The sequence below is a fragment of the Pedobacter sp. MC2016-14 genome, assembly GCF_020991475.1.
Classification (GTDB): Bacteria; Bacteroidota; Bacteroidia; order Sphingobacteriales; family Sphingobacteriaceae; genus Pedobacter.
In genome coordinates this window covers 50614-69526 of record NZ_JAJMPA010000001.1, presented here as the reverse complement: position 1 = coordinate 69526, position 18913 = coordinate 50614, and the positions used below count along the sequence as shown (strand labels likewise).

At 40.7% G+C, this 18913-nt stretch carries 17 protein-coding genes; 9 read left to right on the top strand and 8 right to left on the bottom strand.

Annotation, left to right across the window (positions count from 1 at the left end; genetic code table 11):
• Positions 1–8 precede the first annotated feature (8 nt).
• The 3 genes from LPB86_RS00335 (at position 9) to LPB86_RS00325 (ending at position 3728) form a co-directional block, all read left to right on the top strand.
• Positions 9–1004: a PorP/SprF family type IX secretion system membrane protein gene (locus LPB86_RS00335; RefSeq protein ID WP_230640474.1), complete on the top strand. Its 996-nt coding sequence runs from the start codon at positions 9–11 to the stop codon at positions 1002–1004.
• An 11-nt stretch (positions 1005–1015) separates the two neighbouring features.
• On the top strand, positions 1016–3010 hold the full coding sequence (locus LPB86_RS00330) for an OmpA family protein (RefSeq protein ID WP_230640473.1): 1995 nt from the start codon (positions 1016–1018) through the stop codon (positions 3008–3010).
• A 346-nt stretch (positions 3011–3356) separates the two neighbouring features.
• Positions 3357–3728 (top strand): hypothetical protein, encoded by a 372-nt coding sequence (locus LPB86_RS00325; protein ID WP_230640472.1) that lies wholly within the window; start codon positions 3357–3359, stop codon positions 3726–3728.
• A gap of 19 nt (positions 3729–3747) precedes the next feature.
• On the opposite strand, the gene msrA is transcribed toward LPB86_RS00325, so the two are convergent.
• Positions 3748–4347 carry a peptide-methionine (S)-S-oxide reductase MsrA gene (gene msrA, locus LPB86_RS00320; RefSeq protein ID WP_230640471.1) on the bottom strand — a complete coding sequence of 200 codons (600 nt, stop codon included), beginning with the start codon at positions 4345–4347 and terminating at the stop codon, positions 3748–3750.
• Between the two features lie 141 nt (positions 4348–4488).
• Here msrA and LPB86_RS00315 point away from each other — a divergent pair, with 141 nt between their 5' ends.
• On the top strand, positions 4489–5451 hold the full coding sequence (locus tag LPB86_RS00315) for an isopenicillin N synthase family oxygenase (RefSeq protein WP_230640470.1): 963 nt from the start codon (positions 4489–4491) through the stop codon (positions 5449–5451).
• Positions 5452–5491: 40 nt separating this feature from the next.
• Here the strand turns inward: LPB86_RS00315 and cdaA are convergent, their stop codons facing one another.
• The 5 genes from cdaA to LPB86_RS00290 all read right to left on the bottom strand — a co-directional run bounded on the left by cdaA (position 5492) and on the right by LPB86_RS00290 (position 11156).
• Positions 5492–6283 carry a diadenylate cyclase CdaA gene (cdaA, locus tag LPB86_RS00310; protein ID WP_230640469.1) on the bottom strand — a complete coding sequence of 264 codons (792 nt, stop codon included), beginning with the start codon at positions 6281–6283 and terminating at the stop codon, positions 5492–5494.
• Positions 6284–6316: 33 nt separating this feature from the next.
• Positions 6317–7177: a dihydropteroate synthase gene (gene folP, locus LPB86_RS00305; protein WP_230640468.1), complete on the bottom strand. Its 861-nt coding sequence runs from the start codon at positions 7175–7177 to the stop codon at positions 6317–6319.
• A gap of 53 nt (positions 7178–7230) precedes the next feature.
• Positions 7231–8199, bottom strand: coding sequence for a hypothetical protein (locus LPB86_RS00300; protein ID WP_230640467.1), 969 nt, complete (start codon positions 8197–8199; stop codon positions 7231–7233).
• A 241-nt stretch (positions 8200–8440) separates the two neighbouring features.
• A complete protein-coding gene (locus LPB86_RS00295; RefSeq protein WP_230640466.1) occupies positions 8441–9787 on the bottom strand; it encodes a paraquat-inducible protein A in 1347 nt (448 codons plus the stop codon).
• A gap of 40 nt (positions 9788–9827) precedes the next feature.
• A complete protein-coding gene (locus tag LPB86_RS00290) occupies positions 9828–11156 on the bottom strand; it encodes a paraquat-inducible protein A (protein WP_230640465.1) in 1329 nt (442 codons plus the stop codon).
• 157 nt (positions 11157–11313) lie between these two features.
• Between LPB86_RS00290 and LPB86_RS00285 the strand changes: the two genes are divergently transcribed.
• Genes LPB86_RS00285 through LPB86_RS00265 form a run of 5 tightly spaced genes read left to right on the top strand, consistent with a single transcriptional unit; the run spans position 11314 to position 16130 of the window.
• Positions 11314–12810, top strand: a complete 1497-nt coding sequence (locus tag LPB86_RS00285; protein ID WP_230640464.1) for a M28 family peptidase — start codon at positions 11314–11316, stop codon at positions 12808–12810.
• Between the two features lie 48 nt (positions 12811–12858).
• Complete coding sequence (locus LPB86_RS00280) at positions 12859–13401, top strand: DUF1599 domain-containing protein (protein WP_230640463.1); 543 nt, start codon at positions 12859–12861, stop codon at positions 13399–13401.
• Positions 13402–13416: 15 nt separating this feature from the next.
• Positions 13417–14568 carry a BT_3928 family protein gene (locus LPB86_RS00275; RefSeq protein WP_230640462.1) on the top strand — a complete coding sequence of 384 codons (1152 nt, stop codon included), beginning with the start codon at positions 13417–13419 and terminating at the stop codon, positions 14566–14568.
• The gene (locus tag LPB86_RS00270) at positions 14568–15626 is read left to right on the top strand and encodes an ABC transporter permease (protein ID WP_255695464.1); all 1059 of its coding nucleotides are present in this window, start codon (positions 14568–14570) and stop codon (positions 15624–15626) included. Before LPB86_RS00275 ends, LPB86_RS00270 begins: the two co-directional genes overlap by 1 nt.
• A complete protein-coding gene (locus LPB86_RS00265) occupies positions 15627–16130 on the top strand; it encodes a shikimate kinase (protein ID WP_230640461.1) in 504 nt (167 codons plus the stop codon). It abuts the gene before it with no gap.
• On the opposite strand, the gene truA is transcribed toward LPB86_RS00265, so the two are convergent.
• Both truA and LPB86_RS00255 read right to left on the bottom strand, forming a co-directional pair.
• A complete protein-coding gene (truA, locus tag LPB86_RS20915; RefSeq protein ID WP_230640460.1) occupies positions 16125–16931 on the bottom strand; it encodes a tRNA pseudouridine(38-40) synthase TruA in 807 nt (268 codons plus the stop codon). The two genes, LPB86_RS00265 and truA, sit on opposite strands and share 6 nt — an antisense overlap.
• Positions 16931–18895, bottom strand: a complete 1965-nt coding sequence (locus tag LPB86_RS00255) for a beta-N-acetylhexosaminidase (RefSeq protein ID WP_230640459.1) — start codon at positions 18893–18895, stop codon at positions 16931–16933. Before LPB86_RS00255 ends, truA begins: the two co-directional genes overlap by 1 nt.
• Positions 18896–18913: the final 18 nt, after the last annotated feature.

Sequence of the window (18913 nt, the reverse complement as noted above, 5' to 3'; positions counted from 1 at the left end):
AATAAACGATGAAGAATCTCGCAAAAATAATAGCCGCAGGTATGATGCTCAGCTTTGGAGCGCTGGAAGTTACAGCGCAGGTTGACCCTCATTTTTCTCAGTACTATGCCAACCCGCTATGGTTAAACCCGGCATTAACCGGGGTAATTAACGGTGACTACCGGCTTTCTCTAAACGCTAAACAACAATGGGGTGCAGTTTCAAACTCCTATTTAACAGTTGGTGCATCTTACGATAAGGCACCTGTTAAAAACTTTGCTTATGGTGTGATGGTTATCGATCAAAAAGCTGGTGATATCAATTATAACTACCTCAATGCTGTCTTATCTGGTTCTTACCGGATAAGATTTGGTGCCGGTGGGCTTAAAATGGTTAATTTTGGTATCCAGGGAGGGATTTTGAATAAAAGTTTTGACCCTTCAAAAATTACAACCGGCAGCCAGTTCGATCCGGTAAATGGCTACAACGGGAGTATGGCCCTGAATGAAACATTTGGATCTTCTAATACTCTGGTTCCGGATGTTAATGCAGGGGCCATGTTCTTTGATGGCGATCCGGATAAAAATGCGAACACTTTTTTTGGTTTGAGTGCTGCCCATTTAACCCGTCCGCTGGATAAGTTTATGGGGGCAAACGTAAAAATGCCCATTCGGTTTACCGGCCATGGCGGGGTGCGTATGCGCATGAGCCAAACGCTGGACATCACACCGAATGCCATTTACATGAAACAGGGTAATGCCCGCGAAATTGCCGCGGGTGCATATGCACAGCTGATGATTGATTACGATTCGGATATTTTATTTGGTGCCAATTACCGGGTAGATGATTCCGCCATTGCATTTTTTGGAATGCACCTGCGCAATGTAGTGTTCGGCCTCAGCTATGATTTTAATACTTCTTCACTGAACCGCGCAACCGGTAGCAGGGGCGGTCTGGAATTGTCTGTGTCATTTACCGGTTTAAAAGGGCTGCTAGGTCCCAATTTCTTTTGTCCACGACTTTAAAACTACCAGATATGAAACGATTTAGAACATTGCTCTTTCTCAGTCTGCTCTTCAGCACAGCAGTAAACGCTCAGTTTGTAACCAACAGTAAAAGGGTGGCCGATGTATATTTTCAAAATAAGGAATATTATGCTGCGGCAGAATATTATAAAAAAGCACTCAAAATATCATCTGACAGTGCAGGTTTTGTAGTACCCTATGCTTTCGATAAAAACATTTCAAAAGAAAGCCCGAAAAGGGATGAATATGAATATTGCGTATATCAGCTTGCCAGCTCATTACGCCTCTATAAAAATTATAAAGATGCGCAGGCCTGGTATGCCATTGCGGTAAATTTTGGTAATCCAAAGTATGCCTTAAGTACCTATTGGTATGCAGAAACTTTAAGGGCAAACCAACAATATGCAGAGGCTATACCTGCATTTAATGCCTTCCTTGCTAAATATAAAGCTGTTGATGAATATACCCAAAGTGCAAAAATGGAGGTTGCGTCCTGTAATTTCGCTTTATACGAAAAAAAGTACCCAAGGTTGTTCCAGTTAACTAAGCTGGGCAACGACATCAATCAGAAAGGATCAAATTACACACCCTATATTGAAGGGAATAGTTTTTATTTTACCTCGTCCAGGCCAGTGGCAGTTTCGGGTAAAACAGTAGTGCTGGAGGGAGATCAGAACAGTTCAAAAGTGGCCAAAAAGCAAAGCCCTTTTGTAAATGCCATTTATGAAGTATCAGGAAGCCCTATGGCACAAAATGTGTCTCTTCAAAAAGTTGCCCCGATTATTAAAAATAATGAGTCTGCTGCGCCTGCAATACATCCCAATGGAAAAGTAATGTATGTAACCAGCTGGGCAAGCAAAGGAACCCGGAAAATTTATCAGCTAAACGCAATGGGTAATGGCTGGTCAGAACCTTTGGAGTTGGGCGCACAGGTTAATATAAATGGTTATAATGCCATGCAGCCCTTTGTAAGTAAAGATGGAAAGTACTTTATGTTCTCTTCTGATAAGCCTGGAGGATTTGGCAGATATGACCTCTGGTATTGCCCGATTTTGGGAGACGGTTCTCTTGGTGAGGCTGTAAATATGGGTAGGCAGATCAATACCAGGGATGACGAGGAAGCTCCTTATTATAATGCGAAGACAGGAAAGCTTTTGTTTAGCAGCAATGGTATGGTTGGTCTCGGCGGACTTGATTTTTATGAATCTACCGGTGATTTTAAAACCTGGTCTGAGCCCATAAATATGGGTTATCCATTCAATTCTTCCAAAGATGATGTTTCATTTACACCAACTAAAGATGACGACAGTGAAGGTTACATTAGTACAGACCGGGCTTCATTGTGCTGCCTGGAAATATTTTATGTAAAAGTAAAGTATCTGAATATTCATGGTGTGGTAATAGACTGTAAAACCTCTAAACCAATAGATGGGGCAATAGTAACCGTTACAGATTCTGCCACTAAAATTACACTAACCGCAGGAACGGATGGGTTTTATCATTTCAGGGTGGCTACCAACAGAAAGTTGACGCTGAAAGCGGAAAAGGCAGACTATTTTTCTAAAGTGTTAACGTATACTTACGATCAGCTTGGCGTAGATACCATGTTTAGTCCCGAGATTTGCCTTGTACCTATGGTAATTGATAAGCCAATTGTATTAAAAGATATTTATTACAATTTCGATAGTGACTCCTTAAGGGAGGAATCTAAAGTGGTGCTGGACGGATTGTATAAAATCATGATGGATAATGATAAAATTGAAATTGAACTGAGCTCGCATACCGATAATATTGGTACAGTAGAGTACAATGCAGATTTATCGGCACGCAGGGCAAAATCTTGCGTAGATTATCTGATCAGTAAAGGTTTGTCTGCAACCCGGGTAACCAGTAGGGGTTACGGATTTAGTAAGCCGGTTGCGGCAAATCAATATCCTGATGGAAAGGACAATCCAGATGGAAGGCAGCTGAACAGAAGAACAGAATTTAAGGTCACCAAAAAATAATCTTTTTGCTGACCAAACCCGCCGCAGGATGCGCTATCGCTCGTCTTCCTCATAACGGACAAATTCGTAATCGGATTTGTCCGTTTTTTTATAAAATACCTTGTAACTGGAGTTAGGGGGTAGGGTAAAATGGAATGAAAATTCTTGCTCAGTTTTGTCTTTTGGTTTAAAACCGGGCATTAGTGTGTCGGCAACCATTTTTATGTGATCTGCTGAAGCCATATGTGTTCGTATAAGCTGTAAATATACGCCCTTTAGCGGGCAGATACTTTTAGCCTGTTTGCTTTTTTAAAATAAATTGTGCACTTGTTAAATAAAAAGTACTGATTACAGGAAATTGAAACAGATGGCTGAAACCAAATTTTGTTTAAACTGTAAAAAAGAACTTACAGGAAGATCAGATAAAAAATATTGTGACGACTATTGCCGGGCAAGTTACCATTCAATGAAAGGCCGGGATAATGTCCGCGGATACATGAGCCGTACCAATAAAACTTTAAAAAAGAACAGGCAGATTCTACACGAACTCTGTCCGGATGATAAGAATAAGGTATTGCGTTCACAGCTCGTCAAAAAGGGTTTTGACTTCAATATCCTTACCAGCATCCGTAAAACGGATACCGGTAAAATTTACCATTATTGCTACGAAATGGGCTATCTGATCATCAATGAAAAATACATTTTGATTGTAAAAAACAGAACAATTTCCCGAAGCTGAAATAAATATCCAGCGAGTGCTAATGTTTAAGTTTGGCTTTAAAAACCTTCTCCAGTTTCTCTAATTTAGGGAGAATAACCAGGCGACAATAAGGTTGATCGGCATTCTTATTGAAATAGTTTTGATGGTATCCCTCAGCTACATAAAAAGGGACAGCTTTGCTAATCTCTGTGACCACAGGTTTGCCATAGGCTTTGGTTTTATTGAGTTCGGCCTTGTATTGCTCTGCAATTTGTTTTTGCTCCGGGCTGTGATAAAAAATTACTGAACGATACTGTGTACCTACATCTGCACCCTGACGGTTGAGCGTTGTGGGGTCATGGCTTTTCCAAAATACTGCCAATAACTCTGCATAGCTGATTTTCTGTGGATTGTAATTCATCTCAATAACCTCGGCATGACCAGTGGTTCCGGTACAAACTTCTTCGTAAGACGGATTTGCTAATCCGCCTCCTTCAAATCCTGATTTAATATTGGTAACGCCATCCAGTCGCTGAAATAATGCTTCGGAACACCAAAAGCAACCCATTCCGAAAGTGGCTTTTTGCAATTTTACCTGTTGTGCATGGCTGCTATTGAAACTCAGAAGCCCGATTGCTAAGATGAATAGATATTTCATAGTAAGGTGGTTTTATTTGTGTAATTAAAAATACGCAAAGACTGTGGCTTAAGTTTCCTGTTTTCGTCAACTTATCCACATAAAGCATTTTATTGACAATTCTTTTATAATTTAGTTCTTGTAACCCATAAAATGCAAATCATGTCTACAACTTATATCCCCACCCTAGACCTTGGATCTTATATTGAAGGAACTGAGCAGCAACGTAAAAAGTTCTCTGACGAACTTGGCCGTGCTTTTAATGATTCAGGTTTTGTAACCATCACCAATCATGGTGTAGATCAGGAATTGATTGCAAAGTTGTATGAAAATATTCAGGGTGTTTTTGGTTTGCCGGCAGCTATAAAAGCCAAATATGAAAAGCCTGAACTTGCCGGTCAGCGTGGTTATACAAGTCCGGGTAAAGAAACTGCCAAGGGCGCTAAAACGGCAGATTTAAAAGAGTTCTGGCAAATTGGACAAACTGTAGTAGATGGTGACCCAATAAAGTTTCAATATCCAGACAATGAGTTTCTGGAAGAAATTGAGGGTTTTAATGAAGTAACCAATGAGATTTACCAAAAGCTGGAAAGTAATGGTAAACATTTGTTGAGAGCGATTGCTACTTATCTTGAATTGCCCGTTGATTATTTTGATGCGCATGTACACAATGGGAATTCGATTTTAAGGGGCATTCATTATTTTCCTATTGAAAATCCCGAGGCCATAGCTGATGATGCAGTACGTGCAGGTGCACATGAAGACATTAACCTAATCACATTATTGATCGGCGCCAGTGCAGACGGTTTGGAAGTGCTTACACGCAGTGGAGAATGGTTGCCAATAAAAGCGCAGCATACAGACATTGTGGTGAACGTAGGCGACATGTTGCAGCGTTTAACCAATAATAAATTGAGGTCTACTACACACCGGGTGGTTAACCCGCCCAGGGAACTGATGAAAACTTCCCGCTATTCTGTGCCATTCTTTTTACACCCGCGTATGGATATGGACTTAACCAGTTTGCCATCTACTATAGATGCAGCGCATCCAAAAGTATATAGTGACATGACTGCGGGCGAGTACCTTGACGAGCGGCTTAGAGAAATCGGATTGAAGATGTAATTCCTTTTAACCAGATCAAATTTTTTATTCTTTAATCGAGCTAGAAGTCTTTGTTGAGCAACTTTTCAAGTTCGCCAAAAGATACGTTCATTCTTACCCTGCCTTGTTTTGCATAGGCAATTTCTCCGGTTTCTTCGGATACGATGACCGCAACGGCGTCGGTTGTTTCTGAAATGCCAATTCCAGCCCTGTGCCTTAGGCCGAATTGTGGGGGAAGTTTATCGTTATCTGTAAGGGGAAGGATGCAGCTTGCGCTTTTGATTTTATTCTCCGCAATAACCACTGCGCCATCATGTAAGGGACTATTTTTTTGAAAGATGCTTTCCAGCAGGCGTTTGGAAATTTTGGCTTCCATGACCTCACAGCTATTGGCAAAAAGCTGGTCGTCATAAAACTTTACAAATACAATTAAAGCACCCGTTCTTGACTTCTTCATGCTTTTGCAGGCATCAACAATAGGTTTAATGCGCATCAGGTTATCCCTTTCTACGTTTTTACTGCCAAATAAGTAGCCCCACCAGGCTTTATTCTTTTGAAGGAAAGTATTCTTTCCAAGTAGAAGCAGGAATCTTCGGATTTCGGGTTGAAAGATCACGATCAGAGCTATAATGCCCACACTCATAAACTTGTCTATGATAGCTGTTAGCAACTCCATATGCAGTTGTTTGACCACAAACCATAGGATGGTAATGATAAACATCCCCAGCAAAAGATTTACGGCAAGGGTGTTTTTAATCAGGTTATAGATGTAATAGATGAGCAGTGCGACAAAAATAATGTCTACCACATCTGTTACCGTTATTTTAAGGAAATCGAAGTCAAAGGCTTTCATCGTGTTGCCAAGTTAAGCATTTTAACGAAAATGTTAGCGTTCCTGTAGCTTTTGAACCAGCGTAATACATTCCATGGCTGCTTTTACATCATGAACCCGTAATATGCTGGCTCCTTTTAATAAAGCCATAGTATTAAGGATTGATGTGCCATTTAGGGCTTCGGCAGCTTTAATGCCCAGTGGTTTAGTTACCATAGATTTGCGGGAAAAGCCAACAAGGAAGGGCAGACCAAAGATTTTTAGGTCTTCCATATGGTTCAGTAGCTCGTAATTGTGCTCCAGGGATTTTGCGAAACCAAAGCCGGGATCTAAAATCACATCTTTAACGCCAAGCTGTCTAAGCCGTTCTGTTTTTTCAATAAAGTAAGCCACTACCTCCAGGGTTACGTTTTCATAAGCAGGCTCCTGTTGCATGTTCTGGGGGGTCCCTTTCATGTGCATGATCATGTAAGGAACTTGTAATGCGGCCACGGTTTCAAACATGGCCTCGTCCAGTTCTCCGGCGGCAATGTCATTGATGATGTGGGCACCCGCCATAATGCTTTCACGTGCTACTTCTGCTCTAAAGGTATCTACGGTTAGTATGGCATTGGGAAAGTTTTTGTGTAAGGCTTCCACCACTGGAATCATGCGGTCAACTTCTTCCTGTACGCTGATGTGTACCGCTCCCGGCCGGGAAGAATAAGCGCCCAGGTCGATGTAAGTAGCCCCCTCTTTCAGAAAGTTTTCCGTTCTTACTATCGCGTCTTCTACATCTGCCGCCCGGCTATTTTTATAAAAAGAATCTGGGGTAAGGTTTAAGATGGCCATCACAGCCGGCTCTGTTAAATCAACTAATCTACCCTTTACGTTTATGGTTGTCTTTTGATTTAAAAAGGAATCTGTAGCTATCATGCGGTGCAAAAATACGGTATTATTTTTCCTTTTTCCTTCATTGCATATTGCTACTACAATTTCGCTATCTCTTCAACGCTCAACCCTGTACTTGCTAAAATATCATCAACCGGAAGACCTATTTTTTTAAGCTTGCGTGCAATATCCAGTTTTGTTTCCAATACCGTGGGCTCAGGCTCACTTTTAGGTGCTTGCTGCTTAAGAGGTTCATTTTTTCTAGCTGGTATGTCATTAGTTAACAGTTCATGCTCTTTTTTGTGACTCCATTTATTTGCTTTTTCTCCTAAATTTTCTTCTGAAAAGATACCTGAATTAACGAGTGCGGAACAGATTGCTGCTGGTTCAAATGTTTTATTGTTAATCAGGGTAGTCATACCTGCAGATTTGGAATAATATTGCAAACCTAAGCCAACGACACCCAGCGTACCTTTTGGAATAGCAACAGAAAATTCGGTAGCTGGCACCACTTCTTGTTCTTTACTAATCTCGGACGTTTGATAATTTACGTAGGTTTCCATTCCTTTTTCCATCGCATACAGGCTAAAGGCTACTTTAATGGTGCAATGTGTGGCGTCAGCCGGAAACTTTAACTGGTTCTGGATGTATATTTCTGGAATTTTTAAGGTTAGCGTGTCGTTTTCTAAAGTAACTACGGGCTGTACAAAAAGGCTGTTGATCAGCAGAGATTGCAGGTGAAATTCGAAGCCATTGAGCCTTAAAAAGCTATCTCTTTCAAATGTAAAACTTCCTGTCTTTTCGTCGAAGCAATGGTTCAACACATCTATAATAGGGGCATTGAATCGGTTGATCATCGTCGGATCATAAAACATGAAACAATTCATGTTGTCACGTATTAGTTTGGCTACCCTGCTGGCTTTCCCAAATACCCCTGCACGTTGTTTTGTGGCCTTAGTTTGCTTTGGACTGTCTGGTTGTGAAGAAAGAACTTGTTTGCCCCTCCACGATTTATAGACAGTGGGTCCAATGCTGCCAGATACTAGTTTGTTTTTTATAATGGCCATTTGATTATGTTAACTTATTAAAAAGGATGAGGAATTTTGTAAAGATAATTATAAGCTATGATAATTGAAAGCGTATAATTAAAATATGTAAAACATATTTATACTGCATTTTTTAGTAAAAAGGCGGACTAGATGTGGACTAGATGCGGTATGTATGCGGTAGTAGTGGTATCACTTTTTTATGAAAGTATCAACAAGTGCTGGATAGTGTGCTTTTCCCCAATCTGTAATTATGTCAATCCTATTGGGAAGATGAAGTTGTCGGAGTTTTACAGGTGATCCTTTTCAGCATATAATAAAGGAAAATGCCAAAAGCTACATAACCTACAAAAATGAGGTAGCCGGGCTGCAGAGAAGAGTAATTTATTGTGGTACTTTCCATAAACTCCGTTTTTATATTCAAATCGGTAAGTTGGCTTTTGAGGATCCCGTTTAGCCCAATATAGGTCATGAGAATCCCAACAACCATTACATCTGCCATATCCCACTTCCCAGCTTCAAAGGCAAGGTATCTTGTTACTCCATTTTCCGAAATACGGGGTCCACATAACATATGAATTCCCCATGCCAGCATCCTGAGTACCGGTAAGATGATTACAAAAAGTATAATCAGGATACCCACTGTAACCGCATCGAACTTAGGCTGAGCAATCAGTACCTGAGCAACTCCAAGTATGCTTTTGCTTTGATAAAAAAGCACCTGGTTTTCAAAGGAAATTTTCTCGCCCATGATCAGGATATGCAGAGAACTTATCCTTGCATCTACTTCAATAATAGAAGTGGTAACCCCTACCGTAAGCAATACCAGTGCAATTAACAGTAGCATCACAAAAAACGTAGTATACAATTGCTCTTTTTTTCTCAACAGTAGCCACAATGCTATTGCAAATGCGGCGCAACATAGCATGGCATAGGCATAATTATAGGTCACGTTTCTAATAGAATCTAACCGGGTTTCGATTTGTTGATTAAAAGCAGCTGCATTTGAAACCTCGTACTTTTTAAACATCTGCCGGGTTACCGATTTTATGGCCACTTTAGTGCTGTCATAGGTTTGATCAGCCAGTTCATCAAATTCACTCAGGGCGATATTTTTCAGTTTTCCTGTTGCCCTGGGGCTCGTAATTCTATTCACTATAATTTTAGCAAAGGAAGGCACCTGGGCATGCAACTCTTTTGAGTCTACAAATTGCTTAAACGCAAATTTCTTTAGTTTTCCTCCAAGGCTTTTCTGAGGCTTATTAAATTCATTTACTACTTTATCTACCATTTCGTGCAACTGGGCTTCTACACCCTGGCGCACAAGTTTTTTTTGTTCAGGGCTTACCTTAAAATCTTTGATCTCGCCGGTAACTACTTTTGAAAGTTGCTCTGTCCATAAGTCTATAGAGAATATGCCAAAGGTGATATTATTGACCGTAGCATAATCCTGCTTTATCTGCTCTTGTTGGGCCGAAAGCCCGTGAAATTTATAACCCAAATAGCTAATTGCAGCGAATAATACGCCAAGGACCAGCACCAAAAAGACATTATCGATGACTGTGCTTTTGGATGATAAAACTTTTGAATGTTGCGGCTGCCTGCTCAATGTATTTGGGTTTTAGGTTTATGTTTTGTTTTACGATAAATTAATGCGAATTGTGCGGACTGATATACTTAAGTATTGTTGATAAGATCAAGCCAAACAGTACAAAGGCGATAAATATAATGTAGCCTGGCTGCAGGGCGGTATTGTGTGTGGAGATCAGTGTAAGTGAGTCTGCAGATACTTTCATTTTTGCAAGCTGCTCTTCCAAAAGCCCATTCAGCCCAATATAAGCCATCAGAATAGCGATGACAATTACATCTGCCATGCTCCACTTGCCAGACTGGAAAGCGAAATATTTGATCATCCTGTGCTCTGCAATACTTTTTCTTCCTAACAAATGAATCCCTGTGGAACTCAGTTTTATTACAGGAAACACAATGCTGAAAACCAATATAAGCACCCCTACAGCAACTGAATCTAGCCCGTTGCCACCAAGTAATATCATGACCACGTCAAGGATGCTTTTGCTCTGGAAAAAAAGTACCTGATCGTGAAACTCGATTTGCTGACCCAGCAACACGAAATCAAGGGAGCCTATCCGTGCATCTACCTCTATCATAGAGGCGGTAAGACCAACAGCCAACAAGATAAAAGCAAAGATCAAGGAGAGCACAAAAAGCGTAGGATGCACCACTGTTCGTTTACGGAATAGCCACCACGCCACTAAAAAGACTGCAATAGCGCAAAGCATAGCAACAGAATAGCTAAGTGTAGCGGCTTTAATGGATTTTAATTCTGCCTGAACTTTATTGTTGAAATTCTCCCTGCCAGAAACGTTGTAACGGGCATAAACTGAATTAACTTTAGCCGCGTTAGCTTTTAGTGTGCTGTCTATAAATTTAGTGTCCTCCAACTCGTCAACCTCGCTTAAGGCCATCAAACTCAATTGTTTTTTGGTGGCCGGGTTGTCAACCTTTTTGATCACAGACCGGGCAATCTCCGGAACGCGCTTTTTAATGGAATCAACTTCTACAAAGTTTTTTACGGCAAATTTAACTAGTTTTCCCTTGATCGATTTTTTCTTTGGTTGGGTGATCAATGCTTCTGCTTTATTGATCAACGCAAGGATAACGCCTTCTATTTCTTTCTGTAACTGCTTTTTTTGCGCAGGGTTGATATCCAGATTTTTTGCCTGGTGGTTAATGATCGCCTCAACTTTGCCCGTCCACTGCTCAATAGAAAATAGGCCCAGCATAATGTTATTCATTTCTGCATAGTCCTTTTTAAGGTGTTCTTGTTTTTCAGAGAGTTCATGCAGCTCATAGCCACAATACGCAGAACCGACAAGTACACAGCCCAGCACAATAACCAGCAACATTCTTGCAATAAAAGGGCCCTTTTTTTTCGGCTGAAGGTTGTTCGTGTTCAAGAGTTTAGGATTTCCATACAAACATCATGGGACCTAAAATGTTTTAAGCTGGTGACATTACCTGTAATAAGCTTTACTCCTTGATACAGGTTTTTTATTAGATTTGTATCAGATGGGGGCTAACGCAACGTCTTAAGTAAAACTAACCTATAACCGGATGAAACACCTCATAAAATCCTTTCTCACCATTTCTTTTCTTATCAATTCCGTCTTAACTATGGCCCAATTGGCGCCAGCCAAAGGGCTTGCAGCGATTAAAGAAGATGATTTGAAAAAAGACCTCTACACTTTTGCAGGTGACGGTTTTAGAGGGCGGGAGTTCTGTTCGCCAGATGAGCTTAAAGCTGCAGTATGGTTGGCCGAACAAATGCGGTTGGCAGGAATGCAGCCTGCCGGAAAAGATGGAACATTTTTCCAGTTCTTTAATGTTCAAAGAAACCGCATATCATCTGCAAGTAACATCAGCATTGGAGCTAAAACGCTGAGACTTTGGAAAGACATATTAGCAATTGAGTCTATCGCCTCTAATATTGATGCAGACATAATTTATATTGGAGCTGGTACTAAAGAGGCTATTGATGCAGCTAACCTGGAAGGAAAAGTGGTGGCCTTGATTCCAACGTATGATGGTTTAGATTTAAATGTCGCATTTCCTGAAGTACGCTTTATGCAAAGGCTTGCCCTATTAAAGTACAGAACACTGTTGGCTGGTAAAAAGGCAAAAGGTATCGTGTTTTTAGCCAGTGATGATTTTACCAAAAGAGGTTGGGCTGAACATGTACGCGTGCGGTTTGAAAGGGGAACCTATAAATTAGATGATGGAAGCCCATTACTGGCACAGTCTAGCGCTGCGCTGCCTGCTTTTTGGATGTTGGATAAAGACCTGTCATTGATAAAGAACGATCATGTGCGATTTAATGCACATATTTTAATAGATCAATTTTTATATCCCTCTGTAAATGTTATTGGCAAAATTGAAGGCACGGACGCAAAGCTAAAGAATGAAAATGTGCTAATTACAAGCCACATCGATCATATGGGGGTTAGAGAGCCACAAAAGGGGGACTCCATTTATAATGGCGCAGATGATAATGGTAGCGCCGTTGTGGCCATGCTGGCAATTGGCAGGGCTTTTCACAAACAACCGGCAAGAAGATCGCAATTGTTTATTTCTTTTGGCTCAGAAGAACCCTATTTGTTCGGCTCAACGTATTATGCGCAAAGTCCAACAGTTAAAAAAGGCGATATTGTAGCCGTGCTGAATGCTGATTTAATTGGTAGGAATACGATTGATAGTGCCGCGATATTAGGTACACAGGATGCTAATAATACTTCAGTACTGCTAACCAAGATGGCTATGCAGGCGAATAACGAAGGCCCTAAATTTAAGTTGGATACAGTTTGGGATACTCCAAACCATAAAGAGGGCTTTTTGTATAGAAGTGACCATGCTCCTTTTTTGAAGCAAGGTATCCCCGCTGTTTTTTATACAACACTGCTCCATCCGGATTATCATACGCCAAAGGACGATCCTGAACATATAGACTACAAAAAATTGAGAAAGGTAACAGAGTGGATGTATAGAACGGCCTGGAAGGTGTCTAATTCAGCTGAACGACCCCTGATCAATCCGGAATTTAAGTATAGAAGATAGTTTTCTTAGGCTAATAATGTATCTTTAGCCCTAAATATTTTAATCATTTTGGCAACAAATACCTCCCAACAGTACGACACCGTAATTGCAGTTTGCAGATCGCTTTTTTTAAAGAAAACCAATGATTATGGAACCGCATGGCGTATTCTGCGCCTCTTATCTATAACAGACCAGATTTTTATTAAGGCCCAGCGCATTCGTACCCTGGAAGAAAAGAAAATTTCTAAGGTAGGGGAGGACATTACTTCTGAATACATTGGTATTGTGAATTATTGTGTGATTGCAATGATGCAGCTGGAATTAACTGAAGCGGATCCTACGGAGCTTGAAGTAAGTGTGGTGGAAACCTTATTTGACCGTTATGTAAACGATACCAAAGAATTGATGTTTGCTAAAAACCACGATTATGGGGAGGCCTGGAGAGATATGCGGATCAGCTCGTTAACAGACCTGATTTTAATGAAGATTTTTAGGGTAAAGCAAATAGAGGACAATGAAGGACATACATTAGCATCTGAAGGCGTACGTGCCAATTATCAGGATATGCTTAACTATGCTGTTTTTGCCTTGATAAAGCTGGATGTAAAATAAAAGAACGAAATCACAATGAATAAAATAGCACTTAACTTTTCCAGGGCCTTTGTAGGAATCCTGTTTATATTTTCAGGGTTAATTAAAGCAAATGATCCCCTGGGTTTTGGGTATAAACTGCAGGAGTACTTTGAAGTATTCCATATTCCTTTTTTAAGTGATATCGCCACAGGCATTGCTGTTTTTTTATGTGTACTGGAAATTGTGCTGGGCGCCTTATTGTTACTGGGCTTCTGGGGAAAAAAGGTAGCCACGGGATTGCTGGCCATTATTGTATTTTTTACCTTCCTTACCTTTGTTTCTGCCGCATTTAAGGTAGTTACCTCCTGTGGGTGCTTTGGCGATGCCATTCCGCTTACGCCATGGCAAAGTTTTAGCAAAGACATTGTTCTGTTGATCCTGATTGTATATCTTTTTATTTACCGTTCGTTTATACACCCGCTTACTACCAATCCGGCCTTGCAAAAGGCTTTGCTGATTGCTGTTTTTTCGCTTTCTACCATGTTTAGTATTTATACCTACAGCTTTTTGCCGGTACTGGATTTTCTTCCCTATAAAGTTGGTGCCAGTTTACCAGAACTGATGCGTATTCCTGAAGGTGCAGCTCCGGATGAATTCCTGATCCTTTATCAGTTAAAAAATAAAAAGACCGGAGAGAAAAAGGAGATCAGCGACAAGGACTATTTGAAAACAGGGATCTGGAAAGATGACAATTGGGAAATTGTAGGTACGCCAGAAAAGAAACTGATTAAAAAAGGATACGAACCAAAAATTAAGGATCTTTTCATTTCAGATGCTGCAGGTACAGATTATACCAAAGAATTGATTGAAAACCCCTATAACAACATTTTAATTGTAGCTTACGACCTTAAAGATGTAAATGAAAATGCTATTGCTAAACTAAATGCACTGGCTATTAATGCAACAGATCAGTTTAATATCCGTACTGTATTACTCACCTCAAGTTCTTCTGCGGATGCGGATGCGTTCAGTAAAAAAATGAAATTGGCGGTAGAAGTCTTTTATGCGGATGCTGTTCCGCTGAAGAGTATGGTTAGGGCAAATCCTGGAATACTATTGCTTAAAAATGGTGTGGTGCTCAACAAATGGCATTTTAATGCTATCCCATCATTTGAAGAACTGGCAGATCAATATTTCAGCAAATAATGATTTGGCAATACGCAACCAGAAAGCTGTTATATGGACTTGCCGTAATGGCGGGCATTGTGGTTGTCGTATTTGTTTTATTTAATATTTTGCCGGGCGATCCGGCAAGGATGACCATGGGCCAAAGGGCAGATGTACAATCTATTGATGCGGTAAGGAAGGAGTTTGGCCTGGATAAATCCAAAACCGTACAGTTTTTCTTATACATCAATGATTTATCTCCGGTTAGTTATCATGATGAAACCGTAGCGAACAAGGAAAAATACAACTATGTTAAACTTATTGGTTTAAACAATCATGTGCTGGTACTGAAGTGGCCTTATCTGCGCAAATCTTACCAAACCAAACGCGACGTAACCACCATATTGGCCGAAACGCTACCCAATACCTTTATTCTTGCTACCACAGCAATGTTATTTGCCACTGTAATTGGGATCTGTCTTGGCGTTACTTCTGCCGTACACCAGGGAACCTGGATTGACCGTTCTGCAAATGCCTTTGCTATTTTAGGGATTTCGGCACCTTCATTCTTTGCGGGGATTGTTATTGCATGGGTTTTTGGATTTGTATTGAGTGATTATACCGGGCTAAGCATGTCGGGTAGTTTGTATAGCTATGACCCATTTAAAGGAGAGGTGATGACCTGGAGAAACCTATGGCTTCCCATGCTCACCTTAGGATTAAGGCCCCTGGCAATTATTACCCAACTTACGCGTAGCGCAATGCTGGATGCGCTTTCACAAGATTACATTCGTACTGCACGTGCAAAGGGTCTTGGGCATTATGCCATTGTGTATAAACATGCCTTGAAAAATGCACTCAATCCCATTATAACTGCCATTTCGGGTTGGTTTGCGTCTTTACTTGCAGGATCTTTTTTTGTGGAATACATTTTTGGTTATAATGGACTTGGAAGGGCAACGGTTGCTGCATTGGAAATGTCAGATTTTCCTGTTGTAATGGGGTCTGTATTGTGCATTGCCCTGATATTTGTAGTAATTAACATTTTAGTGGATGTGCTTTATGCTTTTGTAGATCCAAGAATAAAACTCGTTTAAATGAAGATTTTTTTAATAGGCTTTATGGGCTGTGGAAAAACCACAATGGGTAAAAAGCTAGCCAAAACTTTGGAGTATCCGGTAATAGACCTGGATCATGAAATTGAAAAGGTGACCGGGATGCCCGTTTCTGCCTATTTTGCAAAAGAAGGAGAGCCGGCTTTTAGGGCGCTGGAAAGTAAACTGTTGAAAGAATTTAATTATCCTGACCATTGTGTAGTAGCTACGGGGGGTGGTACACCTTGTTTCTATGATAATATGGAATGGATGACTGCCAACGGTACCTCTGTTTACATTCAAATGCCAGCTTTAGCGCTTGCCAAAAGGCTGGAAAATGGTAAAGAGAAAAGACCTTTGTTGAGGGATTTGGACGAAGCTGGAATAGTTGATTTTATTACACAGAAATTGCTGGAGCGTGATCCTTTTTATACAAAGGCAAAAGTTATTGTAAACGGGCTTAACTTGAGCCCGGAGCTACTCAAGCAAGCCATATTTCAATTATAGTGACTGCCAGTCATCACCGAAAAGTACAGCTGTAGCTGAAAACTCCATCCTCGGAGGCAAATTTAAAAAGGGATAACTAACCTTTGAAAGGTATAAGCCCTGTGGTAAAGCCGGATGGATGAGTGGCGGTGTTTGTTTGTTGATTAGATAACCTTCAAATTCATCTACACTTAATTCTCCTTTTCCGACTTTTAACAGCTGCCCCATAATGATCCGGATCATTTTACCTAAAAACCGGTTCGATGAAATGCTAAACCGAATTTTATCTCCGCTGGCATCTGCCATTAAGCCCGCGGTACGGACTTTGCAGATGGTGTGCTCATACTTGTCTGGACTGGTACAAAACGGGCGGTAGTCCTGGTATTTAGGTAATAAAGCTACCGCCCTCTGCATCTCCGGCAAATCAAGCTTACTTAGCAAGTAGTAAGAACTGAGGCCGTTTAAAAATGGGTTTTTATAGGTATGGATAAAATAGTCATAAGAACGCTGCACAGCATCAAAGCGGGCATGACGATGCGAGGCTACCTCCACAATGTCAAATACCGCAATACTTGCCGGCAGCATTTTATTTAGCCTGAACATCAGGTCAAAATCCCATTCCTGATCCAGATCAACATGGAAAAAGAACTGGCTGGCATGTACATGGGCATCCGTTCGTCCGCATCCAATAATGCCAATGGGAGTTTTAAAAACTTCTGAAAGTGCTTTTTCCAAAACCCCCTGGACATTTAGTACCCCCGGCTGTATTTGCCAGCCGCCAAAGGATGCGCCGTTGTAACCTATATGTACAAAGTACCTCACTATTTCTTTCCTGCCCTCTTGTTTAATTCTTCTATTGACATAATTAGCATCCTGCCAATGGGCTCTTTGCCTCTATATGTAATTACTTTAAGTGTATTTGCATCTTTTGGTGGCATCAGCGCCTCTGTATACTTAGGGTAAAAGCGGTCAGGTGATGAATTGTCGAAACTGTAATAAATATCAAGACCTTCTATTTCTGTTGTCAGCTCTACTTTAAGCTGACGGTCTGCCGAGCGACTTACTTTAAATGCAGGATCATAAATTGCAGGTGAGTATTTGGTTTCAGCAGCATCAAGTCGCTTAAATTGTTTTTCTACCTTTTCCGAAAAAGTAGTCCAGTTTTTCTTTTCTTTTGGTGACCATACGGATTCAGCAATGGCCATTCCCCTTGGCCAGGTCATGTATTCAGCCTGACGAATGTTATAAACCTGCTCTGTCCATAAATTAGCCTGCCCACCCTTAATATATTTAGTGTCAACTCCTTCAGGTACGGGTTCAAATTCATAGGTTTTGTTCAGTCGCAAAGAGGCATATACTTTAGGTTCGGTAATTACATCTGCCTGCATATAATCAATATATGCATAAGTAACAGGACTCATGACCACCTCATGCTTGGCTTTCGCAGCTTTAATGCCGTATTGCATACCCCTCCAGCTCATGATGGCGGCACTTGAAGGTAAATCACCGTCCAGGATTTCATCCCAGCCAATAAACTTCTTGCCCTTAGATTCTACTATTTTCTGAACACGTTTTTCAAAATAGCCTTGTACCTGATGCATGGTTTTTAAGCCTTCCTTCTGCATCAAAGCCTTAATTGCATCATTGTTTTGCCAGAAATTAATCGGTGCCTCATCCCCGCCCATATGGATGTATTCAAAAGGGAATAGCGCAGCTATCTGTGTAATTACTGTATCCAGAAAGCCATAAACCTTTTCGTTGGCCGGGCAAAGGGTATTGTCTACTAATGCAAATGGCGGTGCTCCACGAGACCAATCCATTATCTTTTCTCCGGAACGTACTTTGTAATTTTCTGCTCCCGGGGTACAGGATAACTCAGGGTAAGATGATATGGCTGCCAGACTGTGTCCGGGAACATCTACTTCAGGAAGAATGTCAACAAATCTGTCTTTAGCGTATTTGATAATTTCTTTTAAATCTTCTTGTGTGTAAAAGCCACCATAATTGCGGGGCTCTTCTGGCGTAGGCGGAATAAAATCACCAAAGGTTCCTACTTTTTTCACATTCCATGCACCTACTTCAGTAAGCTTTGGCAAGCCTTTAATCTCAATTCTCCAGCCCTCATCATCAGTAAGGTGTAAATGCAACAGGTTAAATTTATACTTTACCATTGCATCTATATACTGTTTTACTTCATGCTTAGTGAAAAAATGCCTTGCAACATCAAACATGAGTCCCCGCCAGCCTAATTTTGGATAATCTGTGATTTCTACACAAGGCGCAGTCCATTTTACGTCTTTAACGGCTTCTTTTGACTCTATATCTTTAGGGAAAAGTTGCAAGAGCGACTGAACTCCGTAAAATAAACCTGCAGCGGTATTTGCTTTAATTTCAATTGCTGAGGTAGTTACAGAGAGCTGGTAACCTTCTTTACCTATTGAATTATTTGTTTTTGGGTTTAGCGTAAGTCTGATTTGGACAGGTCCGTTGGCTTTGCTCACTACAGACACAAAACTACCGGTAGCCAGACTTAATTTCTCCTGAAGGTAATCAGTCACCGTTTTAACTTCTAAAGAGGCAGCAGCCATAATAATAACGTTTTCAGGAAGGCTAAAATGTCCATCCTGTTTTGTTATGGAAACAGGTTCTGGTATAATAGCAATTTCTGAAGACATCAGGGAAGATGTCCCGCTTGAATTCAGACCTGGAACAGGTGTATTTTGAGCATTAACCTGCTGGCAAAAGAGCAGCATCAATAAAAGGTGACTAATTTTTTTCATCTGCATATTATTTGTTTTTTAAAG